This window comes from Halorientalis litorea (assembly GCF_023028225.1).
Lineage (GTDB): Archaea > Halobacteriota > Halobacteria > Halobacteriales > Haloarculaceae > Halorientalis > Halorientalis litorea.
The window spans coordinates 77,721-104,574 of record NZ_CP095482.1; the positions used below are offsets into that span (position 1 = coordinate 77,721).

Below are 26,854 nucleotides of genomic sequence, written 5' to 3' on the forward strand. Positions count from 1 at the left end.
CACGCGGGATGCCTCTCACTGACCCGTCGACTCGAATCAGAAAATATCACCGAGCAGCCTACGGCGTCGCCACGGTCCGCTCCGGCCCGGCGACGCGTGACTGCTCGCTCGTCGAGTTACCGTCTGTTCCCGAGTCCGTGGAACCGCCGTCTTCGGACGGTTCTCGGAGCACTTCTTCGGACAGTTCGACCTGTACCGTACTGTCGTCTTCGCCGATGACCTGCGCCTCGCTGACGCTCGCACTATCGGTGTACCGGACGACAGACCCGTCGTCAGCCCGCTGAATACCCGTGGTGAACTGGTAGTCACCCGTCGCGCGGGTGCTGACGTTCGTGTGCCCGTTCTCCGGCCCCCACTGGTCGTACCCGGTGGTGGAGTACGGGACGGTCATCGTGAACGTCCCGTCCTCACCGGTTTCGGCACGCTGGGTGTAGGTGAACGTCTCGTTGTTCGTCGGTGCGTTCATCTCCACCCTCGCGGTGACCGTCGTGTTCGTCGGTGCCGTTCCTTCGATGGTGGCACCGTCCACGCGCTCGAACACCTTCACCCACGGCGGGGACGCACCGGTGGGGAGCAGCAGCGACTGAATCTGTCCCTGGGTCTGTGCCAACTCCTGCTGGCTCATCTGCTGGGTGTTTCCGGCGAGTCCCGTCAGCGTCCGCCTGAGCGAGAGGAGGTACGGACTCCCGCGCTGAATCGCCGAGGTGTTCGAGTTGTGGACCAGCCGGTAGTGTTCGAGCGCGTCGACGTACTCCGGCGGGTTCGGGCCGATTCCGCCCACCTGCGCCGAGCCGTCCTCCTCGACGAACTCCCGTGCCTGTTGGACCGATTGCTGTGGCGACTGGAGGGGATTGCCGAACACCCGGTACCGGGACTGGTTGCCGGTCGGAGTCGTCAGGAACCGCTGGCCCCGGACGACCCGCTCGTCGTAGTTGGCGACGACTGGCGTCGGCTGTCGGGCACTCCCGTGGAAGTACCACAGCCGGTTGACCATGCTCTCGTAGTACCGCTGACTTCGGAGGTAGTAGGCCTTCTGTGCCTGTTGGCCCTGTATCTGGAGCACGCGGCTGAAGAAGTCACCGCGGTCGATGTCCGCCTCGTCGTAGAAGATGATGGGTGCGAAGAACTTCCCGTTGGCCTCCGGCCACTCGTTGACCATCTTCCAGTCGACCATGACGTACTGTGGCTGGCTGTCGTTCTCGCTCATCTCCCCGACGACGCGCTCTGCCTGCGTCTCGTTGGGTGCGAGCAGGAAGTTCGCCGCGTCGGTGGCTCCCTGCTGGAACGGGTTGGCCGTCGGTATCCGGCCGCTGCGACTCGTAATCCAGTGCCCGTAGTCCCACCACGAAATGACGCCGTACGCCCCCGGCGCGTAGTCGTAGTCGTCGGTCCGTTCGTTGGTGCCGTACAGCTCCATCGCGTTGTCTTCACCGCCGTACGTGCCCGGTGTCGGTGTGTTGTCGCCCATCCAATCGAGGCCGCTATCCCAGCCGACCACGCCGGAACTCGGCGCGTTCGCGCCACCGCGCTCCCACGCCGTCGTGGGCCGGTCCGGGGCACCGACGGCCAGCGGCGCGACGAGGATGATGAGGACGGTGAGAACTGCGAGGACTTGGAACGTCTGGACGCCTTCGGTCCCTTCACCGGGAGAGATGTACGTGAGAACTAGTCTGACCACGTACGCGTTGACTAGTGCTATCGGGAGGACGAGGTAGTAACTGAACCGCTGTTGGGTGAGCGTCGCCAGCAGAATGATGACACTCCAGATGACGACGAGGAACCACTCGGACGAGGCGTCACGCCGACGGAGGTACGCCCCGAGCATCAGCAACGCGCCGACCCCGGCACTGACGAACGCCAGCCCGTAACTCGAAAACAGCGTTACGAACGGCCGCGGGAGGGGCTGTGCCTCACCGATAGTGCCTGACTGTGCCCCGCCGCCGAGGCCGACGACCCGGCCCGTGTTCTTCACGATGTACTGGAGGAAATCCGGGACGAGAACGGCCGCCACCAGCGCGACGGCGGCGATAGCACCGAGTACCGCGAACGGGTACGTGCGCGGGTCGAGGTCCCTGTCGTCGAACTCCCGTGCGAGGTAGGCCATGAACACACACCCACCAGCGATACCGAACGTGAGGAACGGTTGGAGCAGCGAGAAGTCCGTCGCCGTGAACGCGAAGGAGTTGAGCGGCAGGAGCATCAGCACACCAGTCACGCCCAAGGCGACGGCACCGACGAAGGCGACCGGTTCGGGACTGGCACCGCGGACGTAGTCGAGCGTAATCTGGAGGAGGAAGAAGATACCGAGAATCCCGACCAGCAGGACGCCCGGCGGCCACGTCCAGAGATACAGCGCGAGTGCGACGCCCGCGAGTGCCGCCCACCCGGCGGACTTCCTGAGGGCACCCCACTCGCGGTTCGCGACGAGTTCCCAGACGGGGTACTCGGACTCGGCGACGCCGAGCGCGGTCATGAACGCGACGACGGCCATCATCTGCAAGAACACCTCCGCGATGTGGTGGTCGGAGAAGCCGACTAGCCCACGGCCGAGGAACCCGCCCGTCGAAAGCGCGAGGACCAGTACCCCCAACACCCCGCCGAAGCGACCGCCGAGACGCTTGCCGCCGAGGTAGACGGGGATAGCGACGAGCGTCCCGATGACTGCGGGCGCGAACAGGAGCGTCATCGCGATGGTCTGTTGACTCGGGTCGCCGAGGCCGACGACGAGAGCAGCGGTGGCGACGACTTGGTCGAACAGCGTCCCGAACTGGCTGTTGGCCGTCCCGTACGGGAAGTACGTGTGCGCGTCGAACGGCATCGTCTGTGGCCAGTTCTGGACCGTGTAGGTCGTCTGTCGAAGGTGATACCACGGGTCGTTCCCGGAGAAGAGTACCTGTCCGTCGCGGACGAAGTTCCCCCAACTCCGGGCCCTGACCCAGAACATGAACGCCATCAACACGAGGAGTGACGGGACGTGGTACCAGTCCCGCAGGTCCTCGAGTGCGGCGTCGAAGTCGTACTCTGTGAGTCGCCCCCTACGCTGGCTCATTGGGCGGGACAAAAACTATTGGCCGCATAAACTTTGTCAAATTACGCCACCCAGAGCGTCGTCTGGCACCGAGGGATGGGAAGGAAAACGACTATCCCCGACGGCCGCACAGCCCTGCGTATGCGGGTCTCGGTCGTCCTCTGTACTCACACGCTCGACCGGTACGACGTGTTCACGGAGGCAGTCGAGAGCATCCGCGACCAGACCCACGACGATACCGAACTCGTCCTCGTCAGCGACGGCTCACAGGCCGTCTGCGACCGTCTCCGGGCGGATTGGGGAAGCCGAGACGACGTTCTCGTTCACTGTAACGACGCGAACGTGGGCCTGTTGGAGAGCCGAAACAACGGCGCGCGCGCCGCGACGGGTGAGGTGGTCGCCTTCATCGACGACGACGCGGTTGCAGACGCCGAGTGGGTCGAACGCCTCGTCAGAGCCTACGAGGAGGAGGACGCGCTCGCGGCCGGCGGCAAGATGGCACCCGAGTGGGTGGCGGGCCGCCCCGCGTTCCTCCCGGCGGAGTTCTACTGGCTGGTCGGCGTCACCCAGCGCGGGTTCGCCGACGGCCCCGGCGAAGTCCGCAACACCTTCGGCTCGAACATTTCCTTCCGGCGGGACGTGTTCCTCGAACTCGGCGGGTTCGACACGGAAATCGGGGGCCGCCAAGGCGACGCGAACCTCCAGGGCGGCGAGACGGAACTCGCCGCACGACTGCAGGCCGAGTACGGCCACGGCGTCTACTACGACCCGGACGCCGTCGTCGCTCACAAGGTGTTCGACTTCAGGACTCGGCCGCGCTGGCTGTTGGACCGGGCCTTCTGGCAGGGGTACTCCAAACGAGGAATGGAGGTGTTGACGCCCGAGTCCTCCGACGAAGAGTTCGATTTCCTCGGCCGCCTTCTCACCGAGTTCGCGCCTGCACGTGCGAAGAACCTCATAATCAACCCGTCGGTGGAGCGGTTCCTCCAGTTCGTGATGCTGTTCGTGTTCACCGGCGTCGTCGGGGCAGGGTATCTCTACGGGATGACGAAGTGGCGGTGACGGTAGCGGCGGGGTTCGGGACACCCACGGCGACACGCTTATACCGCCGCCGTCGGTCGGACAGATCATGACAGGGGCGGGGCCTGAGGACGGGGTGGAACTCGCTGACCTCGACGTAGCCGTCGCTCACTGGCACGTCAACGCCTGGGGTGGAGCCGAGTATCTCGTGACCAGACTGGCCGAGGCACTCGACTGTGGGCAGGTGTACACCGTCGGGTCGCCGGACCCGGACGACCCCAACCCCTACGGAGACGTGGCGTTCGTCGACGTGACCGATGGCTTGTCGCCGCGGCCGCTCCGGAAACTGCAGGCCCGCGCCGGCCGGGTGTTCGAGTACGCGCTCTGGGAGGACGTGGACTGGCGCGACTACGGCCACCCGGACGTACTCGTCACCTCGGGCGCGACGACGCGGGCGGTCATCACGCCAGACGACACGCTCCACGTCAACTACTGTCACTCTCCGCCACGGTGGTTCTACGACCTCTATCACGACCGGAAGGACTCGCTGACGGGGATACTCGCGCGGCCGCTGGTTCGGTACCTGCGTCTCCGAGACGCCACCGTCGACCGCAGAGTGGACCGTTACTTCGCGAACAGCCCCGTCATCGCCCGCCGGATTCGGAAGTACTACCAGCGGGAGTCCGAAGTGCTGTACCCGCCCGTCGATATCGACGCCTACGACGATGCAGGCGACGACGGGTTCTACCTGCACCTCGGCCGTCTCGACGAAGAGAAGGGCGTGCCGGCCATCGTCGACGCCTTCGCGGAGTCCGACCACGAGTTGGTCCTCGCGGGCGGCCGCGGCGACGTGAGCGAGGCCGTGATGGACCGGATTCGCAGGAGCGAGACCATCGACTACCGTGGGTTCGTCTCGGAGGGCGAAAAGCGGGCGTTGCTCGGGACGTGTCGTGCCGTGGTGTTCAACGGCCGCAACGAGGACTTCGGTATCGTCCCCGTCGAGGCGAACGCGAGCGGGAAGGCCTGTCTGACACGCGACGAGGGGTTCCCCGGCCAGTTCGTCACGGACGGCGAGAACGGGTACTGTCACGACGGGTCGCCGGACGATATCACGGCCGCAGTCGAGCGGTTCGAGGGTCAGGGAATTGCCGGTAGTCCGCGGGAACACGTCGAGACGTTCGCGTTCGACGCGTTCCGCGAGCAGTTGGGGTCACGGGTCACCGCGTGGTACGACGAGTTCAGTCTCGTGTGAGCCGTCGGACTGTCCGGTGAAACGGAAAGTATTTGCGGGAGAGTTGGGTTGTCACGGCAAAGGGTATGTCGAACGACGTGATTCTGGTCGGCGTCGACGGCGCGACCTACGACCTGCTCGACGACTGGGTGGCTTCGGGGGTACTACCCAACTTCGCGGCCATCGCCGAGAGCGGCGTCTCGCACACACTCGAATCCGTCGTCCCGACGCAATCCGTTCCCGCGTGGCCGTCGTTCAACTCCGGCAAGAACCCGGCCAAACACGGCCTGTTCGCGTTCAACGAGGACGTGAAGGGGGACGGCGACGTACTCGTGGACTCCCGACGGCTCCACAGCCCACGGTTCTGGGACTACCTCGCCGACGACGGAATGGCTCCGGGCGTCGTCGGGTCCGTACTCACGTACCCGCCCCGTCACCTCGCGCACGGTTTCGAGATTGCGGGACCGCTGACACCGAGCGATGCCACGGAGTTCACCGCACCGTCGTCGCTCGGTGAAGAGCTCCGGGCAGAGGTGCCGGACTACTCCTTCGGGCCGGACCTCGGGGGGTCACGCGAAGACATCCAGCGAGCGTGCATAGACAGCGTCGACCACCGTGCAACGGCGAGCAAGCACCTCATGACGGAGAAGGAGTGGGACTTCTACTCGGTGCTGTTCATCGCCACCGACCGCGTCCAGCACAAACTCTGGGACACACCCGAGATGATACGGCCCGTCTACGAGCGTGTCGACGAGTTCTTGGGCTGGGTCCGCGCGGAGTTCCCGGACGCGAACCTGCTCGTCGTCTCGGACCACGGGTTCACCGCACCGCCCGAACGGGACTTTTTCCTCGATACGTGGCTGGCCGAACGCGGGGACGACGACGCCGGGGCGGGTGCCAGCCGAAAGTACGCGCTGGCAAAGCGCGTCTACTCGACAGTTCGGCAGTCGACGGGCATCAACCTCCGTGGCGTCCTCCCGGCGGCAGTCGAGTCGTGGCTCACCGACTCGGGCGACGGCGGGGGCGACGAGCCATCCATTCGGGCCGCGAGTAACACGCACTTCGACGGCGTGTTCGTCTCCGACGCGCGCGACGATTACGAGCAGGTCCGGGAAGAACTCATCGAGGACTTGCTCGCGTTGCGGCACCCGCAGACTGGCGACCCGGTGGTCAGCGAGGCGTGGAAACGCGAGGAGCGATACAGCGGGGAGTACCTTCACCTCGTCCCGGACGTGGTGGTCTTGCCACACCCGAACTACAACGTCAACGCCAACCCGTACACCGACACGTTCGGTCAGTTCCCCGGCATGGAGAACGAAGGGACCCACGACGCGGCTCCCGACGGAATCCTCCTCGGTGCCGGACCGGACATCGCGGCGACGGACGAACGTGGCCGGGTGTCTCTTCTCGACGTGCCGCCGACGATACTCCACCTCCTCGGGTCGGCCGTTCCCGAGGACGTAGACGGCACCGTACTGACGGATGCCCTCGCTGGAGGACCGGCCGACCGGTCGGTGGAGTATCGGGAGCCACTCGCGTACACGCCCGAGAGCGACGAGGGCGACTTGGACGAACGGAACGACGTGGAAGACAGACTGGAGGACCTTGGATACCTGTGACGAACTATCGTATCAACGACCTGTTGTCGATAGCGACAGACACGAACGTACCGGTTCCCGAATACTACGAAGTCCCGCAACTGGAGGAGCACCCCGACGTGCGGTTCGTCGTCGGTGACCTCGACGGCTGGGACGCCGAGGCGGCACCGCGGCGAATCGGCTCGCGCTACCGCTGGGACCCCGACGGCACGCTGTATCTGGAGTGGAACCTGCCACTCGACCTGCGTGCGTCCATCACCGGCCTCGGCGACGCCGACAGCCAGACCGTCGTCAAAATGACCGAACAGTACGAGAAACGCGGGGACATCGGTTCGCTGTTCACCTCCGTCCTCGCAGTCGAGCTGTTGGCCCGCGACGCGACGCTCGTCCACGGTGGGTGTGGCTCCCGACCCGACGGCGGCGCGCTCATCACCGGCTGGGACGACATGGGCAAGACGTCGACCTGTCTCTCCGTCCACGACCGGGGCGGCTTCTCGTTCATGGGCGACGACGCCGTGTTGCTCACAGCCGACGGACAGGCTCACGCGTGGGACTACGCCGTCGGCATCAGCCCGTACACGTCGATGGGGAACATCCCGATGTCACGGAAAAAACGCCTCCGTATCGTGGCGAAACGACTCGCCAAGGGCGTGCCCGGTCTCGGCGTCCTCCACTCGGCCCGCGAGAAAGTCGACGTGACCGGCATCATCGGCGACCGGCGCACCACCTGTCCGCTCGAGACGGTGTACTTCCTCGAAGGCGGAGAGGCGGGCCCGCGAGAGATTTCGGCCACGGAGGCAGGGCGACGACTCGCGGAGACGACCACCGCGGACAAGGAGATGGTCACCCACGATGCCATCGAGACGTACGCGTACCTCGACCCCACGGTCTCCGGCGTCACCGCGGCCCGACGCGAGGTTATGGAGGCGGCAATGTCCGAACTGGAAACCGTCGAACTCTGCTCCGAGGACAAGGACGTCTACCCCGACTGGATAGTCGAGACGTATCCGGAACCCTAAGCCAGCCCCAGCCGCTCCCAGAGCCGGTACCACCGGGCGTTCTCGCGGAGTTTTTCCAGCGTAATCTCACGGCGTGGCGGGTACGCCCTGAGCTTTCGGCCCGCGCTCATCGCCAGCACGGCGGGCACGACGACGAGGAGGCCCAGCACGACGCCGAGCGGTTTGGACCACGTTCGATACACCAGTACCGGCACAGCCAGCGCGAGCGCGCCGCCCACGAACAGCCCTGCACCGACCAGTCGCTCCGTGTCTCGTCCCATCTATATCACCTGATTCGCGAGGATGACGTAGTGAGTCAGCGTGCCGTACAGCGTGTCCGCCGGCGACATCGACCCGAGCGACCGCCGGAGGTAGTGCCCCGAGGAGGAGACGCAGGCGATTCGGCGCGGCACCTGCAACGGCAACACGAACGGGTCGGCCGCCGTCTCGAACCACGCCTCGAGTTTCTTCGAGGGGCGTGACGCCCGGAGGTCCGAGAGTACCCACTCTGGCACCGGGTTCTCGGCGCGGTACGCCTCGGCGTAGGCGTCCATCGCGCGCACGAACAGGTAGACGCTGTCCATCGACCCGTAGGTCCGGGCCATCCCGACGACGCGCTCCCAGTCGAAGTCCGCATCGACCATCTCGAAGCCGTGGAGTACCTCCGCGAGCGTGAGTCGCATGTGGGCGTAGGCGTGGGTAGCGACGAGGTGGAAACTGTCCTCGGGGTCCGGAACGGGGACCGTCCGCCCGCCGAACTCGGTCGTCTCGCCTCTGTCGAGTACCGCTTGGCCCTCACAGACCTTCTTGCGTACCCAAATCGCGTCGGGGTAGATGTCGACCGGGTTGTTCTGCCCGTCGACGTACTTGTGTGCGTTGACCTTCAGCGGGTGACAGAGCAGGCGAGACTGCTTGAGCGTGAACTCCTCGGCGACGAGTTTCTCCGACATCTCGACCACGTCGTCGGCGTCGGTGACGAGCAGGTCGATGTCCGCCATCACGCTGTAGGGGTTCCTGAGTTTCTTGATGTGGAGATACTCCCACCCCTCGCCGTCGAGGAGGTCCTCGACGACGCCGATACGGTCCTCGTGGATTTCGAGTTGGCGCGCGTGGGCAGACATCGACTCGGCCAGCGGTTCCTGATTGGCCAGCGAGGTGGTCACGTCGGCGTCGGCCAACGCGGATGTCGCGAGTTTGTTCTTGCGGAATCCCCGGTCGAGCCCCTCGGCGGTGACGCCGTCCGCGACGTGCGGGTCGAGCGTCGCCGCCGAATCAGTAAGAGATAAAACACTCCGAAATGCCCCTTGAGACACGCTGGTCGGGTCGGCCATAGTCGGCCATCACCCGGCATGGATAAATAAAATGCGCATCGGGGTCTACAATCCCGCAGTCGGGACACGGTACTCGGGTGGCACGGAGACGTTCCTCCGAGAGATGATTCGTCGCCTCCAGACCGACCACGAGGTGGTCCTCTACACCGGGGACGGGGATATCCTCCCCGAACTGGACTTGCCGAACGTCGACGTGACGGGCCTGCCGTGGCTGGACAAGTCCCGCCGGGCGACGGACCTCCTGCGGACGGCGACGGCAGGACAGATGCTCCCGGCGGAGGTGGAGTCGCTGTCGCTGTTCGGCGGCGCGCGCTTCGGCCGGCGTATCGACGCCGACGGCATCGACGTCCTCTCGACGCACTACTACCTCGACAACCTCCTCGTCTCACGGGCAGTCGACGTGCCGACGCTCTTTCGCTTCCCGGGCATCCGGTCGCCGTCGATTCGCTGGCGCGTGATGGCGCGCCACGCGGACCCGTCGCTGTACGTGAGCAACAGCGAGACGACGGCCGGGCGCGTGGAGACGTGGCTGGACCTCGATATCGCGGGGACGGTGTACGCGGGCGTCGACACGGACAGGTTCCACCCGGACGTGTCCCCCGCCATCGACCGCGACGAGTTTACAGTGCTGTTCGTCGGCCGTCTAGACGCCGGGAAGGGGCTGGCAGAACTCGTCGACGCCGTGGCGCGCCTCCGCGAGTCGACGCCGGCGCGTCTCCTCCTCGTCGGCGACGGGACGCTCCGCTCGGACCTCGAAGCCCGCGCCGAAAAGCGCGGCATCCGCGACGCGGTGACCTTCGCCGGGGAAGTCGAACACGGGGAGATACACCACTACTACGCCTCGTGTGACGCGTTCTGTCTCCCCTCCGAACACGAGGGGTTCCCGGTGGTCAACGTGGAGGCGATGGCCAGCGGGAAACCGGTCGTCAGCACGCACATCCCGGCAGTCGAGGAGCAAATCGTCCACGAGGAGGACGGCCTGCTGGTCGACGTTGGCGATGTCGACGCGCTCGCGGCCGCACTCGAACGCCTCGCCACGAACCCCGGACTGCGGGAGCGACTGGGCGAGGCCGCCCGCGAGAAGGCCGTCGCCGAGTTCACGTGGGGCGTGCAGGCCGACCGGATGGCGACACTCTACGAACGCGCCCGGGACGAGGGGACGCGACGATGACCGCCGACCCGGCCGTGGACGTGGTCATCTGCACGATGGACCGCCGGGAGAAGTTGGAGACGTGTCTCTCTCGTCTCTCGGAACTCGCCTACGACGACTACCGGGTCGTCCTCGTGGACTCGGGCGACGACGCCGACGTGGTCGAGACGGTGCCGGGCCTCCCAGTCACGTACGTCAGCGCGCCGCCGGAGGGGTTGCCGAACGCACGGAACCGCGCGCTGGAACGCTGTGAGGGGAACATCGTCGCGTTCCTCGACGACGACGCCTACGTCGACCCGGGGTGGCTCCGCGCAATCGTCGCCGAGTTCGAGGACGACGGCGTGGGCGGCGTCGGCGGGCCTGTCCTCGACCCGGGCGAAGACCTCCGTGCGGTGACGCCGGTGGCGGAACTCCGGGCGAACGGCGAGGTCATCGACAACTTCGACTCCTCAGTCCGGGCGTCCGTCGACCACCTCCGCGGTGCGAACATGAGTTTCCGGGGGTCGGTTCTCGAAGACATCGGTGGCTTCGACGAAGGCTTCGGCCGACGAGGTGAGGGTCGGGCACACTTCGAGGACACCGACGTGAGCCACCGCGTCAAGCGGGCCGGCTACGACCTAGTGTACACGCCCGCCGCGCCGGTGGTCCACGACCACGGTTTCCGCGGGAGTGACAGTTATCACGAGTGGCGACTGCGCAACTGGCTCCGCCTCTACCGGCGCGTCGACCACGGCACGCTCGACGCCGTAGACTTTCTCTGGCGGTACCTCGCCCGCTGTGGGTACTTCAGCGTGCAGGCCCGTCGCCCTCTCGTCGGGAACGTTCTGTCTCTTCTCTCCGGGCAACCGCCGGTCGAAAACTCCGTCCGAGAGCGGTAGCGAACCCGAAAGCGTATGTAGAGCCGTGCCCCAGCCATCGGGCAATGAGACCTGTCGTCATTCTCGGCCTCGACGGTGCGGCCATCGACGTTATCGACGGGTGGGTGGACGACGGCGAACTCCCGAACCTCCGCCGCGTTCGCGAGGAGGGGGTCTACGAACCGATGCACGCCTGCCTGCCGCCGGTCACCTCTCCGAACTGGAAATGCTACGCGACTGGCCGCAACCCCGGAGAGTTCGGCATCTTCTGGTGGCAGAACGTCGACTTCGAGGGCGAGCGCATCCACTACCCGAACGACCGGAAGTTCATCACGCCGGAGATTTGGGACTATCTCAACGAGAACGACCAGTCCGCCGGTGTGGTGAACCTCCCCATCCAGTACCCGCCGCGGGAGGTAGACGAGTTCATGATAGCCGGCGGCCCCGACGCCGAGAACGAGGGGTACACCAACCCTGCGACCCTCGAAGACCGCCTCGAATCCGAGTACGACTGGAAGGTGCGCGCCGACACGTCCATCAACGAGCAGGGGATGGACGCAGTCGACGAGATAATCGACCTCATCGGCCTCCGCTTTTCGGTCGCGGCCGACCTGTTCGAGGAACGTGACCTCGATTTCCTCCACGTCACGACGTTCCACATCAACCAACTCCAGCACTTCCTCGGCGACCACGAGAAGACGCTGGAAGGCTGGAAGCGAATCGACGACGCGCTCGGACGATTTCTGGAACAGGACGTGAACGTGCTGTTGATGAGTGACCACGGGTCCGCACCCATCGAGAAGATATTCCACGTCAACACGTGGCTCGAACGGAACGGCTTCCTCGAACTCGACATGAACGAAGCCGTCACTGGCTTCTTCGAGCGAGTCGGCCTCACGCGGACACGGGTCCGAGCCGTCGTCAACACGCTCGGCATCGCCGACGCGCTCAAGCGGGTGACGCCGGATTCGATGGTCAACAGCCTCCCCGAGGAGACCGGTGCCATCAACCAAGCGTACGCGACGGACTTGATAGATTGGGACGCCTCGGTGGCGGTAGCGAGCGGACAAGGCCCCATCTATCTCAACCCACAACTGAGTGACTCCGGACGGGAACGAGCGATCACGGAGATTACCGAGGGGCTCGAATCGCTGACGCTCCCCGGGTCGGACGCGCCGACGGTCCGGGAGGTTCGACGTGGTGACGAGGTGTACAGCGGTCGGTTCGCGGCGGAGGCACCCGACCTCGTATTGGACCAAGGTCCGGGCGTCCACGTCGACGGCGACTTCGGCGGTGAGGACCTCTACCGTGACCTCGGCGAGTGGAGTATGCTGAACGCCCGCGACGGCATCTTCATGGGCCACGGTCCGGACGTTCAGTCGGCATCGCTGGACGACCACGCCGAGATTCTGGACCTCGCCCCGACGATTCTCCACTTACTCGACTGTCCGGTACCCGAGACGTTGGAGGGGCGAGTCGTCACGGAGATGTTCGCCGAGGGGAGCGACCCCGCCGAGCGTCCCGTCGAGCGAGTCGAACCGGGTCACTACGACATCGCCGCCAGCGGGCGCGGCGACGGACAGGCACTCGAAGAGCGCCTGCAAGACTTGGGCTACCTCGACCAGTAACCGTGGCGAGCAGAGAGTCTCTGCGGACGCTCGTCAAGGGTGCCGGGTTCAGCCTGTTCGGGTCGGTGTTCTCGAAGGTCAGTCACTTCGCGTTCTACTGGGTCATCGCCCGCGTCGCCGGTGCCGACGGGTTCGGGGTGTTCTCCGTCGCACTCGCAGTGCTGGGCTTCTCGCAAATCGTCTCTCTCCTCGGCCTCCGTGGCGGCGTCAACCGCTACGTCGCGTACTATCGTGGCCAAGACGACGAGGCACGCGCCCGTGGCACAGTCCGTATCGCCGTCGTCGCAGTCCTCGTATCGAGTCTCCTCGTCGCCGTCGTCGTCGCTGCAGGCCACGAGTACCTCGCGGACCTGCTTCTGGACCCCGGCACACCCTCGCGTGTCCTCTACCTGATTGCGTTCGTCGTCCCCTTGGAGGCCCTTTCGTCGGTATTTATGGCGACGCTCCGGGGACTCAAGCGCATCGACTTTCAGGTCGCCGCACAGAACATCCTGCAGGGCATCCTCAAGATAACCGGATTTCTCGCCTTCTACTTGGCAGGGTTCGACACGCTGGTCAGTCTCGTCTTCGGGTACGCGACGGCGATGGTCGGCACACTGCTCGTCGGTCTCTACTTCGTCGAGGGTCGAGAATTCCCCGTGCTACGCGGTGGGGCACGCTACGAGCCACGGGAACTGTTGGTGTTCTCGATTCCGTTGTTGTTCACGGGCGCGCTCAACCTCGTGGTGGACTGGACGGACGTGTTGATGCTCGGGTACTTCGGCGTCAACGCCGACGTCGGTATCTACAACATCGCGTTGCAGGTGGCGATGGTGATGCAAATCGGGTTCACGGCGTTCGGAGCAATCACGGGACCCGTCCTCTCGGAACTCGTCGGGAAGGACGAACTCGGAGAACTCGAATCGGTGTTGAAAATATCGAACAAGTGGGTGCTGGTCCTGACAGTCCCGATGGTGGCGTTCGTCTTCCCGTTCGCCTCCGATGTCGTGCGACTGTTCGGGACGGAGTTCCGACAAGGCGCGAGCGTGGTGGTACTCATCGGCATCGCGATGCTTGTCAAGACGACGTTCAGCATGAGTGGCACGGTCATCAAGAGTATGGGGCACTCGAACATCATCCTCGCGAACCACGCCGTCGCTGGCGTGTTGAATTTCCTGATGAACCTCGTCCTCATCCCGCAGCTCGGCATCGTCGGCGCGGCCATCGCAACCAGCGTCGCAATCGGATTAGACGGCATACTTCCGGGCGTCGAACTGTACCTCTGGAAGCGTATCTCGCCACTCAGGCCGGACTTCGTGGAACCGGTCGCCGCCGCCGCCGTGTCGACGGTAGCAATCTTCGTCGGTCTCGGGTGGGCGACTGACATCCACTACCTGATGATTCTCCCCGTCGGGACGGTCTATCTTTTCGTCTACGGGTTCGTTCTGATGAGCATCGGTGGCCTCAAAGAGGAAGACGTGTACATTCTCGAAGCGATGCGGGACCGAACGGGCTTCGAGAGTCCACGTATCGAGCGGTTCGTCCGCCGCTTCGTCTGAGCGTGCGGTGTCACCGCAGTCCTGCTGGGGCGGGGACGCCCGTCAACTCCGAGACGGCTTCCGTGAGCGTCATGAACTCGTATCCCTCAGCACGGAGACGGTCGACTGCCTCCGCGAGGTGGTCGTACTCCATCATGGCCTGTCGCTTGGGGTGCATCTGGAAGACGACCGGTTCCGCGCGGTCACTCGCGCGCTCGACGTGTTCGAAGAACTGTCGCCGATACGCCTCGTTGTCGCCGTCCGGGCTGACCATCTCGTCGGTGGGACCGACGATGGTCGCTTGCCAAAGGTCGCCAGTCTGTCGATACACGTCGAACTCGTCGGCGCGCACGTCGCTGACGGCGAAGAAGCCGTGATGGTCGAGTGCCTCGAAGGTGATGTCACCGCTGTCGTACCCGTGCGTCCGCCACGCGGTCGGTTCGACGCCGGCCTCTCTGAGCGCGCGGACCGTCCGGCCCACGTTCCACTTCTGATACCACAGCGGGCCGTAGAACGACCCCCAGATGGCCCACATCAGGTAGTGGTGCCCCTGTCTGAGGTCGATGTTCCACGTCTTCCCGTTGTAGTCAACCGGGTACCCGCCGCGCGGTAGTATCGTCGGTGCGATTTTGAACGCTTGATAGGTGTGGGCACCGACCTCCATGCAGTCCATCGCGGCGATTTCGCCGATGGTTTCGGCACTCCGGCGGGCGCACTTGCCGGTGACGAACACCGTTCCCTTCGCGTCCTTTCTGTCGAGGAGGCGAGCGTATTCGAGTGCGTGTTCGGGCTCGTCGCTGTCCCACGGGGTATTCCCGAGGTCGTGGTGAACGTCGCCGGTGATGCAGGCGATTTTACTCATGACGAAGCTCCGCGCGCGTCTCCACCGTCGACATCAGCCATCCAGCGAGTACTGTGTCCGGTCGTCCGCCACAAACCGGTTGACGAGGTCGTTGACCCCCTCACGGACGGACCATTCCGGCTGAAAGCCCGTCTGCTTGACCTTGTCGAAGTTGACGTTGTAGGACGGTCCGGGGTTCTTGTCGCCGAGATAGGTTATCTCCACGTCGCCGACCTCTTCACGGACGATTTCCGCGATTTCCTCGACACGGTAGTTCTGGTCGTTCAGACCGACGTTGTACACGTCGTCGTCCCATTTCTCGGGGTTTAGCACGGCGTGTTTGTACGCCCGGGCCGCGTCTCGGACGTGGATGTAGGGTCGCCAGTTGCTCCCGTCGCCGTACACGGTCAGCGGTTCCCCTGTGAGAGCCCGGAAGACGAAGTAGTTGATGACGAGGTTGAACCGGATGCCGGGCGCGTAGCCGTAGTTCGTACTCATCCGGAGAGAAATCCCGTTGAAGCCGTGTTCTTCGGCGCGTTCACGGACCAACTGCTCGGATTCGTACTTCGTCTCGGCGTACGGGCTAAGTGGGTCAGGCTCTATCGTCTCGTCGAGGTTGTCGCTGGCTGCCCGCCCGTAGAGGTTACAAGTCGAGGCGAACACCACGTTGTCGAGGTCGTTCTTGGCCGCGGCCGCGAGGACGTTCTCCGTTCCCTCGTAGTTGACTGCTCGTGTCTCGTCGGGTCGGTCGTGGGTACTCGGCGCGCCCGTGATGGCCGCGAGGTGAATGACACCGTCGGCGCCGGCGAGGCCGTTCTCGACCTCACCGTAATCCCGGACGTCGACCTCTCGGAAATTGAAATTGTCGCTGAGCGCGACCGCTTCGAGGTTCGTCCGCGACCCCGAAGAGAGGTCGTCGAGAACGGTCACTTGCGATACGTCGTCGTCGTCCTGGAGTAGCGGCAGCAAGGCACTCCCGATGTAGCCGGCCGCACCAGTGACTGCGATGTGTTCTGTCATTTATCTGTCTCCGTATCGATTAGTTCGATTACGTGTTCGGCTTCTGCCTTCGTCAACCTTGGATGCATCGGTAGCGTCAATAGCTCGTCGGCCAACTGCTCAGAGACGGGGAGCGTCGGCGTGGGGCCCTGCTCGTCGAACAGTTGGTGGTGGTGGAGTGCCGGGTCCCAGTGGACGCTGATACCGACATCCGCGTCCATGAGTTTGTGCGCGAGTTCGTCCCGGGAGAGAGGATACTCGTCGGTGACGCGGACAACGTAGTAGAGATACGTATGCCGCCGATTGTCGGTTACTGGCGGCGTCTCGATGCCGTCGACATCGTCGAAGGCCGCAGTGTACTCGGCGGCACGCTGGCGGCGGTGAGCGATGAAGTCCTCGACTTTCTCCAGTTGTGCCAGCCCCATCCCGGATGCAACGTCCGAGAGGCGGTAGTTGTGGCCCAGTTGTGGGATGGAGTACTGCCACGGCTTCGGGTCCTCTTCGCGGTTCCACGCGTCGGTGTCCATCCCGTACGACCGCAGCGTCTCGACGTTGTCCGCGACATCCTCGTGTGGTGTCGTCACCATCCCACCCATCCCGGTCGTTATCATCTTGAGTGGGCCGAAACTGAACACCGTCGCGTCCCCGTGAACACCGATTTTCTCGCCTTCGTACTCGCTCCCGAGTGCGTGAGCGGCGTCCTCGACGACCCGGAGGTCGTACTCGTCCGCAACGTCCATGATAGCGTCCATGTCACAGGGATAGCCGCCGTGGTGTATCAACAGAACAGCGTCCGCCTCCGCCCCGCGTTCGGCGATGGCGTCGGCAGTGATGTTGTACGTCTCCGGGTCGACATCGACGAACAACGGTTCGAAACCGTTCTGTCCGATGGCGATACCGTTGGCGATGAACGCCTGTCCGGGGACGATAACCGTCGCGTCCTCGGGGAGGTCCAGTGCGTTCAGTGCCATGTCCATTCCCGCCGTACAGTTGACGACGCTGACAGCGTGTTCCGCACCGACGTACTCCGCGAATTCATCCTCGAATTCACGAGTCGTCGGACCGTTCAGGACCCAGCCCGTCTCGAACACGTCCGCGATAGCGTCGAGTTCGTCTTCGCCGACAACGGGCGTGCCGAGTTCGACTTGGCCCAGTTCGTTCGACCCAGTCATCGGTACCCCTCTGACGCGACACGACTGTTCGACCGTGACCAGAAAACCAGACCCCGGACAGTGTCGCCCCCCGGCACACTGCCGATGAGAGTTCGAACACGGGAATACGACATTACTATCGTATTGCCACACAACTACATAAAAACATTCAAATCCCGACCGGCCACTCACTCCGTGGCGTCACGGACCGCCGTCTCGTAGTATCCCTCCTCCACCGTTCCGTCGACGACGAGCGAGTACGGCGGGATGTCACCCGAGACAACTTCACCGGCACCGACGACGCTGTGGTGGCCGATGGTCGTACCGGGTTTCACGACCGTCTGTGTCCCGATGAAGACGTTGTGTTCGAGTTCGATGGCAGACCTGTCCACCTCCTCGGTCAGTCCGAGACACTTGCGGTGGGAGTCGGCACAGTTGAGCGAGACGAACGGCGCGATATCACACCCATCTCCGATGCGTATCTCCGAGTCTTTCGCGTTGACGACGCTGAAGAATCCGAGGTAGACTCCCTCCCCGATGTCCGGGTCCCCGTTCAACCAGACCAACGGATGGAACCGGTTTTCCTCGAAGTCGATCCACTCCAAGAACTCGGCCTTGTCCATGGCGGTTCAACCGAACGACTCCTCTTATTTTTTCCCCTCAATTCTCCGGCGAACGGTCCGACAACGACCACTTCCGTGCGAGAATGTCGACCAGCGCGTCGGCACGCCGCCAGATGCCCGCAGTTCTGGCGAGACCGGAACCGGACTTGTACAGGGGGTAGAGCAAATAAAACGACTCCCGGTCGGAAATATCGACGGCGAGCGGTGCATCGCGGCCGTACTGTAGGAGGGGGATACACAACAGGAGTGCCGCGAGGGACCGAAGTTTCGAGAACCTGAGGGACGCCACTGCCACGGCAGCGAAGACGGTCCAGAACAGCGGTCCGCGCATCTCTGACAACGAGAAGTTCTCTGGGCTGTGTCGACACTCGACGATGTACAACGTCCCTGACTCGTACTTGCGACGGAGAACTCCTTGCAAGTCGGTCGGAAAGTTAGAGTAGACGCCCACGTCTTCGAGTGTCGTCACGTCGACGTCGAGTGCTTCGACTTGGTGCTTGGGCCCGAGGTACTTCATCTTCGGCCCGATACCGTCCACCTCCTCGGTGCCGTCCGACAGCAACCCCCGCCGCACACCCATGCAGGCCCCACCCCACCACGTCGCGCGGCCCTGTTCTTTCCCGACTTGCGAGGCTGCCGGGTGGAGCGACTGGGTGTTTGCCACGTCGATTTTCCCGTAGACGATGTCCGCACCGGCGTCGAAAGCCTCCGACAGTGCCTGTACGGTTCCCGGCTTCATGTACGAGTCGGCGTCCATTCGGACGATTCGGTCGCTCTCTGCTGCGTTGACCAACCGTTCCGAAGTGGGGAACATCCCCCGGTTCTCGTCGTTTTCGAGGACCCTCAGGGCGTCGTACTCCGATTCGAGCGACCGGAGAATCGAGCGCGTCTCGTCGGCTGACGCGTCGTCACAGACGACCATCTCGAAGGGCACGGACGCCTCCTGTTCGAGGACGGACCGGACACACTGTTCGATGTAGTCGGCCTCGTTGTAGGCGGGGACGACCACCGACACTTGCGGCGACTCACTCATTCGGGTTCGGATGGACAGTCCCGGGGCTTCAATCCTCGGGTCCGTGACTCACGGAGTACTACCGTCGGCCTCGAAGCCGGAACGCAAGCAGTTGCCCGAGCGAGGGGGGCGTGTTGACGGGGCGTTTCTCGCCGTCCCAGTCTCTGGGTTCAAGCGACCCGTCGGCCAATCCGCGGACGGAATCGACTACGAGGTCGGCCGTGATTCCGTGCTGTTTCGCACGCACGTCCGCGAGTGTGTCGCCGGGGTCGATGGCGACCGTCTCCTGTTTGACTATCTGTCCGGCGTCGAGTTCCTCGTTCAACTTCTGGACCGTCACGCCCGCCTCGTCCTCGCCGTAGTAGAGTTCCCAGAAGCCGGCGGGGCCGCCACGGTACTCCGGTATCTTCCCCGCGTGGACGCCGATGGAGCCGTCGGTCGGAATGTCGAAGATACGCCGTGGCAGAATGCGCGTCCCCCAGACGATGGCGAGGTCGGGGTCCATCGCCCGTATCTCGCTCGCCGCACGGTCGCTCAGCATGTCGGAGACTTCGCGGACAGGGACATCGGCGAGCGGGTCGTCGTCCGGGTCCGTGTCGCCGTCGCCATCGCTCTCGGTCGGTGAGAGCCGACTACGGACCGTCTTGGCGATGTCCCGAGCGGCGTTGAAGCCACGAACTGGGTACCCACTGCCACGACGGCGAATCACCTTCCGCAGAAGGTCCGTGACGTACTCCGGGAGCGACCCGTGTATCATGTCTTCGACGACGACACCGGCGACGGTGATGCCGTCAGTGTCCGCCAATCGCGCCAGCGTCTCCCGCTTCCCCCCACCTACCCCTGCCTTAGAGAGGAGGACGACGCCGTACTCGTCGTCCGACTGGCCCGCACCGCTCATGGGTGTGTCGCTGCGTTCTCGACGACATCGTCGACCCCGTCGCCGAGTCGGTGAGTACACCGCGAAAGATACTGTTCCAGCCGTCTGTAGTCGTCGTCGAGGTCTAGGTTCTCGTTCCCGAAGACCATCGGGTGGAGGTTGAGCGTGCCGCCGAACGCCGCACTGAAGACGTGATGGTACGGTTTCAGCCGGTTGTGTTCCGCGCGGTGGATGTACGCGGGGTTGAGGACGACCGGCGTCTCTCGGAGGCCGAGGCGGCGAACGCGGAGGTACAGGGGAATCTTCGCCACGTCCTTGGCGATGGCCATCCGAATCGAGTGGTCGTGTGTGAGTCCGAGGGCTTTCAACTGTCTGGCGATATCGAGGGAGAAACTGAGGTTCCCGGCCCTGAAGTGGTCCGTATCGACCCCCGCCTCCCGGAGCATATCGTAGTCACGGCCAATCATCGTGTGGATGTCCGGACTGTCGTAGTCGGCCAGCATTCCGGCGTCGAGGTCGTTAACGTGGTCTCCCTCGAAGGCAGGATGTAACTGTGGGTGCGTGTGGACTCCGAGGTCGTGGCCCGCCGCGTCGATGTCACCGACCAGCCCTGGGTTGTACTCACAGAATTCGCCGGTCACGAAGAAAATCGCTTTGACGTCGTGTGTCCCGAGGAGGTCGAGTAACTGCGGCAGTGCGCGCTGGTCCATCTCGTAGGACGGCGACCCGGATTTGGGAAAGTCGGGGCCTCTGCGCCGCTCTTTCTCCGCCTGCGAGAACTCGTGGGCGCGCCAGTCCCGTTCCGTGTCGAACGTCGGGTAGATGGAGATACCGTCGGCCCAAGGCGTATTCATTACCTTACGGGTGACGTGGCACGGGTATAAATCTTCCAACCTCTTCGCCGGACGGTGTCACGTGGCTGTGCCCACTCGGTCGGCCTTCGACGTTGCTGTCGTGCCTACCGACAACGAAAGGTATAGACCGGCTTTCCTCGAAGCGGTACGCATGTCTGAGCGCCCGGACATCGTCGTCCTGATGCTGGACTCGGTGCGAGCGGACGCGCTCTCCTGTTACGCCGGCGGTGACTTGACGCCGAACATCGACGCCATCGCCGATGACGGCCTCCTGTTCGAGAATGCGTTCGCCCCAGCGACGTGGACGGTGCCGACGCACGCGTCGCTGTTTACAGGTGCCTACCCCGGTGAACACGGTACCGACAAGGGAAACTCCTATCTCAACCCCTCGTACACGACGCTCGCCGAACGCCTCTCGGGTGCGGGGTACGAGACGGTGCTGTACTCGAACAACGTCCACCTCACCGACGAGTTCGGGTTCACCCGCGGCTTCGACGTAGCGGAGAGCAGTCACGCCGTCTCCGACGACGAGAACGTTATCGACTGGAACGAGTTCATCGCCGGCCGAGACCACGACTCCGGCCCGCGGAAGTACCTCGAAATCCTCGGCCACGTCTGGAAGAACCGCGACAAAGACGTAGTGCAGTCGCTTCGCAACGCCTCACAACTCAAGTACAACTACCACTTCGGCGACAACGGCGCACGGGCCACGAACCGCTTTCTTACGGACTACGAGTTCGACAGCCCCTCGTTCGTGTTCGTCAACTACATGGAGGCCCACAATCCCTTCGAGCCGCCGGATGGGTACGGCACGGACGAGGGTTCACCGGACGTGGAAGGGTGGAAATACGACAGCGGGATGCCCGGTGCGGACCTCACCGACGAGCAGAAAGAGACGCTGAAGGAGAACTACCGCGGCGAGATAGCCTACTTGGACGAGCGAATCGGCGACGTGTACGACGAACTCGTGGACGAGAATACGGTGTTCGTCGTCACGGCGGACCACGGCGTCGCCATCGCCGATCACGGCTACCTCTACCACGGGACAGGGCTGTACAATCCCGTGACGAAGGTGCCGCTCGTGGTCGCTGGGACCGACCGGAGTGGCCGTATCGACCACTCCGTCGGCCTCATCGGACTGTACCGGACGGTCTGCCAGCTAGCGGGCATCGACCCAGAGGAAGGCGTCGACTCCACGATACGCGGGTCGGACTGGCTCTCGGTCGATGCGAACCGAGACGTATACATGGAGCGACAGGGACAGGCGGCGGATTTCGTCGAGCAGGTCCGGGCGGTGCAGGGTAACCGCGCGGCAGCGGAAGCCGACAAGTACGAACGCGCGCTCGTCCGCGGCCGCCACAAGTACATCAGAGAGTGGGACCCCGAAACGGAGTCGTGGGCGACAGAAGGCGGCGAACTCTACGACTACGTCGAGACACCGGACGAGTCGACGGAACTAGACGACGAGGACGTGCGGGCGACGATGCGAGCGGCACTCGACGATGTCGCCGACTCGCTCGAACCGCGAGAGAACACTGGGGGCGTCTCTGACCTCGATTCCGACGTCGAGGACCGCCTGCAGGAACTGGGGTACATCACCTGACGGGGTCGCTCTCGTACTCCCACGTCAGTTGGAAGTACCGCCACAACCCGGCCACGAAGGACCCGTTGTCGGTGATGGCTGCCTGCCGCATGTGGAGGGGCACGTCCTTCTCCTCGACGAGGAAGATGGCCCGCCCCGTCTCGTAGTCCATGCTCGGGTCGACGACGGTGCCGCGCCACGGGAGTTTCGCCGCGCTGAACCGCAGGTCGACGGACGGATACTGTTCGGTGAGTCGGTCGACCATCCGCTCCTGTACCGGTCGGTTCTCGGCACTCAGGTGGTCGGGGTCGAGCAGCAGCACGTCTACGTCAACGCCCCGGTCCAGCGCGTCCTCGAAGGCAGGGCGGACGGCGTCGAAGTACTCGAAGCTCTTGGTGATGACGCGGACCCGCTCTCGGGCGTCGTGGTACAGTTCCGTCGTCTCGCGCTCGCTCGGCCCGCCCACGTCGACGACGTGGAACAGTTCCTCGGTCGGCGTGATGTCCTCGCTCGCCCGCTCGAACCGGGGGCCGAACTCCGCGAGGAACTGTTCGCGGACGTCCTCCAGGTCCTGCCGGAACTGCTCGTAGTCCTGTCGGCGGTTCTGGACGGCCCTGTCGAGGATTTCTTCGGGGGCTTTCGGCTGGTACTCCTTGGGCCGGCCCGGAATCATCTTGATGTACCCGCGGTCCGAGAGCGATTCGAGGACGCCGTAGATACGCGCCTTCGGGATGCCCGTCGCCTCCGCGAGGTTCGGGGCCGTCGTGCGCCCGAGCGTCAGCAGGTTCGTCAGTGCCGTCGCCTCGTACTCCGTCAGTCCGAGGTGGTCGAACACGTCGGGCACGTCCTCTGCCATACCCGCAGCTATCGGTGTGGGGGTTTGTAAACGGGTGGCCTCTCCGGACGCGTGTCAGTCGCCGTCTGTGCCGCGGGGTGGCGCCGAGGAGACCACCAGCGGCCACGGAGGTGGCGAGGAACGTCCGTCGGCCGAACCCCGTCCGTCCGGTTCACAACGTCGGTCGGTCACACCAACACGTCCGGTGTCGTGGCTGTAAGTGCTTTCGAGACTGGCAGGCGGCATTGGAAAATCTATTTATACGAGGAAGCCACTACAGTTACTCAGGAACCGAGTAACCATGTCCGACGAACACTCTCAGGAACCCGTGGACGCGCATCTCGAAGACGTCGAAGACGGTTGTGGGTGTGCCGAGATGTGGGAACACACCAGTGACCAGCGGGCCGACGACTGACGGCTGGCCCGAACCCCCGGTGTAATCGGACCACGGGAACCGTACCTTTTTGCGCGCGTGGTGACCATACAGCCACGATGCCCGACCGCTCGGACGTGTGTGTCCTCATTCCAACGCTCAACGAGGCCGAGACCATCGGGTCCGTCATCGAGGACTTCACCGACCACGGCTTCGAGAACATCCTCGTCGTGGACGGCGATTCGACCGACGGAACGGCCGCTATCGCCGAGGACCGTGGTGCGCGCGTGGTCACACAGTCCGGCCAAGGCAAGGGCCAAGCCGTCAGGGAGGCGATGGACTACGTGGACGTCCCGTACGTTCTGATGCTCGACGGCGACGCGACGTACCGGGCGGCGGACGCGGACGCGATGCTCTACCCGCTGTTCGCCGGACGGGCCGAACACGTCATCGGCGACCGGTTCGCGGACATGGAGGACGGAGCGATGAGTCGCCTCAACCGCTTCGGCAACCGCATCATCAACGGCGGGTTCCGCTGGATTCACGGCCGTGAACTCGGCGACATCCTCAGCGGCTACCGGGCGTTCACCCGGGAGTCGATGGAACGCCTCAACCTCGACGCCACCGGCTTCGGCATCGAGACGGAGTTGGCCGTCGAGTGTGTCAAACACGGCGTCCCGACCGAAGTGGTGCCGATAACCTACAAGGCGCGCCCGGACGAGTCCGAGACGAACCTCAGCCCGTTCCGGGACGGGGGTGTCATCATCCTGACGCTCTACCGGATGGCGAAGACGAACAATCCGCTGTTCTACTTCGGGAGCGTCGGGGGGTTGAGCACTCTCGCAGGCCTGTTGCTCGGGACGTACGTCGCTGTCGACTGGCTGACACGTGGCGTGTCACACGAGGTCATCGCCGTCGTCAGCACGCTCGGTATCATCTTCGGCGTCCAGCTGTTGATGTTCGGCGTCCTCTCGGACATGATAGTGACACTCAACCGGGAACAGACCCACCGGCTCGAAGACCTCGCGGAACAACTTCACCGCGGGAACCCACCGGGAGAGGACGGCGGTCCCGGGACCGGCCCGGCACCCCACGACACTACGACAGAGCGACGCGAGCAGTCGGACCCGAGCGTGACCGCACGCGGCGACACCGAAGACTAGAACGGGACCAACGCGCGCAACTGCATGAGGATGCTGGAGGACGCCGACTCGCGCATCTCCTCGAAGATGGGGTGCAGCGTGTTCAGGAGGTCCTGTTCGGACTCGAACTGTGACCGTCCCGCCCTGTCGATGGCCTCACCGATGGCGACGGTGTTTCCGGCGGCGTTGTAGGGGATTTCGGTCCCGCCGAGTGCGGTCACGAGTGTCTCTCTGTCCGCGGGGTACCGCACGTCCGCCTCGGAGAGACGGGCGTCCAGTGCCGCGATGCCGAACTCGATGGCATCGGGTTCGTCGTCGTCCTGTTGCGGTGGCCGAACTCCCATCGTACTCGTGTTTCGTCTCTTGCCGGGAAAATACCTATCCCTTCGCGCCGGCCCTGTAGACACAATACCTATCCGCCGGCCTCGCCTTGCTTGGACCATGACAGATTACACGACAGTCTCGATTCCGACGGACCTCGCGGACCGCGTCGAGGACACCATCGAGGGCACGAGTTTCTCCAGTACGAGCGACCTCGTCCGATTTCTCCTACGGAGTATCGTCATCCAACACCAACAGCGGGGCGAACTCACCGAGTCGGAGTTCGCGTCGATAGCCGAGCAACTGCAGGACCTGGGTTATCTGGAGTAGGGCCTCAGAACGAGACGGACTCCTCGGGCGGCGCGGCGTCGACCAGCGTCAGGTCCTTCCGGCGGCCGCTCCGGTCGAACGCTGCGAGGTCCGAAACCTCCCACGGCGGGACGCCGACGAACACGACTTCGTGCAGGTCGTCCGTAATGGACACCGAGAGGTCCCCCTCGGGGTGTGAGACGAACCGACCCTCGGTCTGACCGACCGGCGTCCCGAGGTCCATCCCGAACACTGCTTTCACCGAGCCACCGGCGTCCGGCAGGTAGAAGTCGCTGAACACGGGGGTATCGTCCGGGAGCGTCGTCCGGTCGAGTTCGGCCGCTCGGACCACTGAGAGCGGCACCGTCACCGTGTCGGGGTCACGCTCCGACCCGAACCGGAGCAACGTCTCGGCCAGACCGCGAGTGATGTGAACCACGGTCAGGTTTGGGGGCTGACTGGTATAACAGCACCGCCGTGGGCCGCCACCGAACCGGAGGAACTGGCCGGTTATTGAGTGGCATCTACCCGAAAACGAAGGGATTCTGCCAATACTGCTATCCTTGTCAAAACACGACATGTATCATACGATGCACGACCTCAGTGCGTTCCAGCGTGACGTTCTCTACGTCCTCGCGGGACTCGAAACCCCGTACGGGCTCGCTGTCAAGTCCGAACTCGAAACCTACTACGAAGGCGAGGTGAACCATGGCCGACTCTACCCGAACCTCGACGAACTCGTGGAGCGCGGCTACGTGGAGAAAGGCGAGATAGACCGCCGAACGAACTCCTACGACTTGACCGACGAGGGGTGGCAGCTGCTCGCCGACCGTCGCCGGTGGGAGACGGGGAACCTCGAAAACGAGGAGCGCGCGGCCGTCTAAGTCACCCGAGGACGAACTCTTTGAGCGTCTTCGCGTACAGCCCCGGTGACTTCGTCCGCGACCCGCGGAGTGCCGTTTCGAGTGCCCGCGTCGCGTCCTCGTGGACGCCCGCGCCGTGTCCAACCAGCACACGGTCCGGCGAGAACTGGCGGAGTTTCTTCGGCGGAATCAGGCGCAACATCGGGTGGACGCCGAGACGTTCGCTGGCCGCTCGGAAGTACGACGCCGTCCCGACTGACTCGGGGACGACGAGCGTGTTCCGGTCCTCTATCAGCAGGGCCGCCTCCTGCCAGAACGCGTTGTCGACGAGTTTGTGGACGCCGACGCCCGTGTCACCGAGTTCCCGGTACACGCGCTCGACGGGCGCGTCGAGTTTCCCCGCTACGCCGTCCATCCACTCCGGGACGTACACGGACACGTCGTGGCGGTTGGCCACCGTGTCGGCGTCGCGCTTGTGCCGGTCCAACAGCGTCACGACGCCGGCCACGTCGCCGAACTCGGCGAGCAAATCGTCCAGTCCGTCCACGTCGACGGGGTCGACGACCCACACCTCGCCGTCGACGGCGAACGCGTGACTCGCACGCTGCATCCGCTCGTCGGGGTAGGCTATCCAGCCCACGCCCTCGTCACGCCGGTCGATTTCCTCGAAGTCCGTCGCTGGGCCGGAACCTTTCATCGGCATACCCCGAGACA

Annotated in this window: 27 protein-coding genes; 13 read left to right on the forward strand and 14 right to left on the reverse strand. The window is 64.3% G+C overall.

Annotation, left to right across the window (positions count from 1 at the left end; all coding sequences use genetic code 11):
- Positions 1-58 precede the first annotated feature (58 nt).
- The gene (locus MUG95_RS00445) at positions 59-3,049 is read right to left on the reverse strand and encodes an oligosaccharyl transferase, archaeosortase A system-associated (protein WP_247009103.1); all 2,991 of its coding nucleotides are present in this window, start codon (positions 3,047-3,049) and stop codon (positions 59-61) included.
- A 120-nt stretch (positions 3,050-3,169) separates the two neighbouring features.
- Here MUG95_RS00445 and aglG point away from each other — a divergent pair, with 120 nt between their 5' ends.
- The 4 genes from aglG (at position 3,170) to MUG95_RS00465 (ending at position 7,896) form a co-directional block, all read left to right on the forward strand.
- Positions 3,170-4,090, forward strand: coding sequence for a glucosyl-dolichyl phosphate glucuronosyltransferase (gene aglG, locus MUG95_RS00450; RefSeq protein WP_247009104.1), 921 nt, complete (start codon positions 3,170-3,172; stop codon positions 4,088-4,090).
- Between the two features lie 67 nt (positions 4,091-4,157).
- Positions 4,158-5,300 carry a glycosyltransferase gene (locus tag MUG95_RS00455; protein WP_247009105.1) on the forward strand — a complete coding sequence of 381 codons (1,143 nt, stop codon included), beginning with the start codon at positions 4,158-4,160 and terminating at the stop codon, positions 5,298-5,300.
- A gap of 65 nt (positions 5,301-5,365) precedes the next feature.
- Entirely contained in the window at positions 5,366-6,898 is a 1,533-nt protein-coding gene (locus MUG95_RS00460; RefSeq protein WP_247009106.1) for an alkaline phosphatase family protein, read from the forward strand.
- On the forward strand, positions 6,895-7,896 hold the full coding sequence (locus MUG95_RS00465; RefSeq protein ID WP_247009107.1) for a phosphoenolpyruvate carboxykinase (ATP): 1,002 nt from the start codon (positions 6,895-6,897) through the stop codon (positions 7,894-7,896). Before MUG95_RS00460 ends, MUG95_RS00465 begins: the two co-directional genes overlap by 4 nt.
- On the opposite strand, the gene MUG95_RS00470 is transcribed toward MUG95_RS00465, so the two are convergent.
- Together MUG95_RS00470 and MUG95_RS00475 are read right to left on the reverse strand one after the other, a co-directional pair.
- Complete coding sequence (locus MUG95_RS00470) at positions 7,893-8,156, reverse strand: hypothetical protein (protein WP_247009108.1); 264 nt, start codon at positions 8,154-8,156, stop codon at positions 7,893-7,895. The genes MUG95_RS00465 and MUG95_RS00470 overlap by 4 nt on opposite strands.
- Positions 8,157-9,206 (reverse strand): nucleotidyltransferase family protein, encoded by a 1,050-nt coding sequence (locus MUG95_RS00475; RefSeq protein ID WP_247009109.1) that lies wholly within the window; start codon positions 9,204-9,206, stop codon positions 8,157-8,159.
- A gap of 31 nt (positions 9,207-9,237) precedes the next feature.
- Between MUG95_RS00475 and MUG95_RS00480 the strand changes: the two genes are divergently transcribed.
- Genes MUG95_RS00480 through MUG95_RS00495 form a run of 4 tightly spaced genes read left to right on the forward strand, consistent with a single transcriptional unit; the run spans position 9,238 to position 14,379 of the window.
- A complete protein-coding gene (locus MUG95_RS00480; protein WP_247009110.1) occupies positions 9,238-10,377 on the forward strand; it encodes a glycosyltransferase family 4 protein in 1,140 nt (379 codons plus the stop codon).
- A complete protein-coding gene (locus MUG95_RS00485; protein ID WP_247009111.1) occupies positions 10,374-11,234 on the forward strand; it encodes a glycosyltransferase family 2 protein in 861 nt (286 codons plus the stop codon). The genes MUG95_RS00480 and MUG95_RS00485 overlap by 4 nt, the downstream gene beginning before the upstream one ends.
- Positions 11,235-11,278: 44 nt before the next feature.
- Positions 11,279-12,841 carry an alkaline phosphatase family protein gene (locus tag MUG95_RS00490; protein ID WP_247009112.1) on the forward strand — a complete coding sequence of 521 codons (1,563 nt, stop codon included), beginning with the start codon at positions 11,279-11,281 and terminating at the stop codon, positions 12,839-12,841.
- Between the two features lie 2 nt (positions 12,842-12,843).
- The gene (locus MUG95_RS00495) at positions 12,844-14,379 is read left to right on the forward strand and encodes a flippase (RefSeq protein WP_247009113.1); all 1,536 of its coding nucleotides are present in this window, start codon (positions 12,844-12,846) and stop codon (positions 14,377-14,379) included.
- A 10-nt stretch (positions 14,380-14,389) separates the two neighbouring features.
- Here MUG95_RS00495 and MUG95_RS00500 read toward each other — a convergent pair whose 3' ends face one another.
- The 7 genes from MUG95_RS00500 to MUG95_RS00530 form a co-directional block, all read right to left on the reverse strand.
- Positions 14,390-15,220 carry a polysaccharide deacetylase family protein gene (locus MUG95_RS00500; RefSeq protein WP_247009114.1) on the reverse strand — a complete coding sequence of 277 codons (831 nt, stop codon included), beginning with the start codon at positions 15,218-15,220 and terminating at the stop codon, positions 14,390-14,392.
- Between the two features lie 33 nt (positions 15,221-15,253).
- A complete protein-coding gene (locus MUG95_RS00505; protein WP_247009115.1) occupies positions 15,254-16,219 on the reverse strand; it encodes an NAD-dependent epimerase/dehydratase family protein in 966 nt (321 codons plus the stop codon).
- Positions 16,216-17,370 (reverse strand): DegT/DnrJ/EryC1/StrS family aminotransferase, encoded by a 1,155-nt coding sequence (locus MUG95_RS00510; RefSeq protein WP_247009116.1) that lies wholly within the window; start codon positions 17,368-17,370, stop codon positions 16,216-16,218. The genes MUG95_RS00505 and MUG95_RS00510 overlap by 4 nt, the downstream gene beginning before the upstream one ends.
- A 167-nt stretch (positions 17,371-17,537) precedes the next feature.
- On the reverse strand, positions 17,538-17,972 hold the full coding sequence (locus MUG95_RS00515; protein ID WP_247009117.1) for an acyltransferase: 435 nt from the start codon (positions 17,970-17,972) through the stop codon (positions 17,538-17,540).
- Between the two features lie 37 nt (positions 17,973-18,009).
- On the reverse strand, positions 18,010-19,005 hold the full coding sequence (locus MUG95_RS00520) for a glycosyltransferase family 2 protein (protein ID WP_247009118.1): 996 nt from the start codon (positions 19,003-19,005) through the stop codon (positions 18,010-18,012).
- A gap of 58 nt (positions 19,006-19,063) precedes the next feature.
- Positions 19,064-19,882 (reverse strand): formyltransferase family protein, encoded by an 819-nt coding sequence (locus MUG95_RS00525; RefSeq protein ID WP_247009119.1) that lies wholly within the window; start codon positions 19,880-19,882, stop codon positions 19,064-19,066.
- Complete coding sequence (locus tag MUG95_RS00530; RefSeq protein WP_247009120.1) at positions 19,879-20,715, reverse strand: polysaccharide deacetylase family protein; 837 nt, start codon at positions 20,713-20,715, stop codon at positions 19,879-19,881. Before MUG95_RS00530 ends, MUG95_RS00525 begins: the two co-directional genes overlap by 4 nt.
- 151 nt (positions 20,716-20,866) lie before the next feature.
- Here MUG95_RS00530 and MUG95_RS00535 point away from each other — a divergent pair, with 151 nt between their 5' ends.
- Positions 20,867-22,318 carry a sulfatase gene (locus tag MUG95_RS00535; protein ID WP_247009121.1) on the forward strand — a complete coding sequence of 484 codons (1,452 nt, stop codon included), beginning with the start codon at positions 20,867-20,869 and terminating at the stop codon, positions 22,316-22,318.
- Here the strand turns inward: MUG95_RS00535 and MUG95_RS00540 are convergent.
- Positions 22,311-23,153, reverse strand: a complete 843-nt coding sequence (locus tag MUG95_RS00540) for a TrmB family transcriptional regulator (RefSeq protein WP_247009122.1) — start codon at positions 23,151-23,153, stop codon at positions 22,311-22,313. The two genes, MUG95_RS00535 and MUG95_RS00540, sit on opposite strands and share 8 nt — an antisense overlap.
- Positions 23,154-23,433: 280 nt before the next feature.
- Here MUG95_RS00540 and MUG95_RS17115 point away from each other — a divergent pair, with 280 nt between their 5' ends.
- Together MUG95_RS17115 and aglJ are read left to right on the forward strand one after the other, a co-directional pair.
- Entirely contained in the window at positions 23,434-23,547 is a 114-nt protein-coding gene (locus MUG95_RS17115) for a DUF8595 family protein (RefSeq protein ID WP_505465470.1), read from the forward strand.
- Positions 23,548-23,624: 77 nt separating this feature from the next.
- The gene (aglJ, locus tag MUG95_RS00545; protein ID WP_247009123.1) at positions 23,625-24,668 is read left to right on the forward strand and encodes an S-layer glycoprotein N-glycosyltransferase AglJ; all 1,044 of its coding nucleotides are present in this window, start codon (positions 23,625-23,627) and stop codon (positions 24,666-24,668) included.
- On the opposite strand, the gene MUG95_RS00550 is transcribed toward aglJ, so the two are convergent.
- The gene (locus MUG95_RS00550; RefSeq protein ID WP_247009124.1) at positions 24,665-24,991 is read right to left on the reverse strand and encodes a hypothetical protein; all 327 of its coding nucleotides are present in this window, start codon (positions 24,989-24,991) and stop codon (positions 24,665-24,667) included. The two genes, aglJ and MUG95_RS00550, sit on opposite strands and share 4 nt — an antisense overlap.
- A 97-nt stretch (positions 24,992-25,088) precedes the next feature.
- Between MUG95_RS00550 and MUG95_RS00555 the strand changes: the two genes are divergently transcribed.
- Positions 25,089-25,298, forward strand: a complete 210-nt coding sequence (locus MUG95_RS00555) for a ribbon-helix-helix domain-containing protein (RefSeq protein WP_247009125.1) — start codon at positions 25,089-25,091, stop codon at positions 25,296-25,298.
- Between the two features lie 4 nt (positions 25,299-25,302).
- On the opposite strand, the gene MUG95_RS00560 is transcribed toward MUG95_RS00555, so the two are convergent.
- Complete coding sequence (locus tag MUG95_RS00560) at positions 25,303-25,716, reverse strand: JAB/MPN domain protein-containing protein (protein ID WP_247009126.1); 414 nt, start codon at positions 25,714-25,716, stop codon at positions 25,303-25,305.
- Positions 25,717-25,867: 151 nt separating this feature from the next.
- Here MUG95_RS00560 and MUG95_RS00565 point away from each other — a divergent pair, with 151 nt between their 5' ends.
- Positions 25,868-26,161, forward strand: a complete 294-nt coding sequence (locus MUG95_RS00565; protein WP_247009127.1) for a PadR family transcriptional regulator — start codon at positions 25,868-25,870, stop codon at positions 26,159-26,161.
- 1 nt (position 26,162) lies between these two features.
- Here the strand turns inward: MUG95_RS00565 and MUG95_RS00570 are convergent, their stop codons facing one another.
- Positions 26,163-26,843, reverse strand: a complete 681-nt coding sequence (locus MUG95_RS00570; RefSeq protein ID WP_247009128.1) for a hypothetical protein — start codon at positions 26,841-26,843, stop codon at positions 26,163-26,165.
- Positions 26,844-26,854 lie beyond the last annotated feature (11 nt).

Bases quoted from the DNA above. Each gene is read 5' to 3' on its own strand.
- MUG95_RS00445 (WP_247009103.1), bottom strand. From the start codon at position 3,049: ATGAGCCAGCGTAGGGGGCGACTCACAGAGTACGACTTCGACGCCGCA.
- aglG (WP_247009104.1), top strand. From the start codon at position 3,170: ATGCGGGTCTCGGTCGTCCTCTGTACTCACACGCTCGACCGGTACGAC.
- MUG95_RS00455 (WP_247009105.1), top strand. From the start codon at position 4,158: ATGACAGGGGCGGGGCCTGAGGACGGGGTGGAACTCGCTGACCTCGAC.
- MUG95_RS00460 (WP_247009106.1), top strand. From the start codon at position 5,366: ATGTCGAACGACGTGATTCTGGTCGGCGTCGACGGCGCGACCTACGAC.
- MUG95_RS00470 (WP_247009108.1), bottom strand. From the start codon at position 8,156: ATGGGACGAGACACGGAGCGACTGGTCGGTGCAGGGCTGTTCGTGGGC.
- MUG95_RS00475 (WP_247009109.1), bottom strand. From the start codon at position 9,206: ATGGCCGACCCGACCAGCGTGTCTCAAGGGGCATTTCGGAGTGTTTTA.
- MUG95_RS00480 (WP_247009110.1), top strand. From the start codon at position 9,238: ATGCGCATCGGGGTCTACAATCCCGCAGTCGGGACACGGTACTCGGGT.
- MUG95_RS00485 (WP_247009111.1), top strand. From the start codon at position 10,374: ATGACCGCCGACCCGGCCGTGGACGTGGTCATCTGCACGATGGACCGC.
- MUG95_RS00490 (WP_247009112.1), top strand. From the start codon at position 11,279: ATGAGACCTGTCGTCATTCTCGGCCTCGACGGTGCGGCCATCGACGTT.
- MUG95_RS00500 (WP_247009114.1), bottom strand. From the start codon at position 15,220: ATGAGTAAAATCGCCTGCATCACCGGCGACGTTCACCACGACCTCGGG.
- MUG95_RS00505 (WP_247009115.1), bottom strand. From the start codon at position 16,219: ATGACAGAACACATCGCAGTCACTGGTGCGGCCGGCTACATCGGGAGT.
- MUG95_RS00510 (WP_247009116.1), bottom strand. From the start codon at position 17,370: ATGACTGGGTCGAACGAACTGGGCCAAGTCGAACTCGGCACGCCCGTT.
- MUG95_RS00515 (WP_247009117.1), bottom strand. From the start codon at position 17,972: ATGGACAAGGCCGAGTTCTTGGAGTGGATCGACTTCGAGGAAAACCGG.
- MUG95_RS00520 (WP_247009118.1), bottom strand. From the start codon at position 19,005: ATGAGTGAGTCGCCGCAAGTGTCGGTGGTCGTCCCCGCCTACAACGAG.
- MUG95_RS00525 (WP_247009119.1), bottom strand. From the start codon at position 19,882: ATGAGCGGTGCGGGCCAGTCGGACGACGAGTACGGCGTCGTCCTCCTC.
- MUG95_RS00530 (WP_247009120.1), bottom strand. From the start codon at position 20,715: ATGAATACGCCTTGGGCCGACGGTATCTCCATCTACCCGACGTTCGAC.
- MUG95_RS00535 (WP_247009121.1), top strand. From the start codon at position 20,867: ATGTCTGAGCGCCCGGACATCGTCGTCCTGATGCTGGACTCGGTGCGA.
- MUG95_RS00540 (WP_247009122.1), bottom strand. From the start codon at position 23,153: ATGGCAGAGGACGTGCCCGACGTGTTCGACCACCTCGGACTGACGGAG.
- MUG95_RS17115 (WP_505465470.1), top strand. From the start codon at position 23,434: ATGTCCGACGAACACTCTCAGGAACCCGTGGACGCGCATCTCGAAGAC.
- aglJ (WP_247009123.1), top strand. From the start codon at position 23,625: ATGCCCGACCGCTCGGACGTGTGTGTCCTCATTCCAACGCTCAACGAG.
- MUG95_RS00550 (WP_247009124.1), bottom strand. From the start codon at position 24,991: ATGGGAGTTCGGCCACCGCAACAGGACGACGACGAACCCGATGCCATC.
- MUG95_RS00555 (WP_247009125.1), top strand. From the start codon at position 25,089: ATGACAGATTACACGACAGTCTCGATTCCGACGGACCTCGCGGACCGC.
- MUG95_RS00565 (WP_247009127.1), top strand. From the start codon at position 25,868: ATGCACGACCTCAGTGCGTTCCAGCGTGACGTTCTCTACGTCCTCGCG.
- MUG95_RS00570 (WP_247009128.1), bottom strand. From the start codon at position 26,843: ATGCCGATGAAAGGTTCCGGCCCAGCGACGGACTTCGAGGAAATCGAC.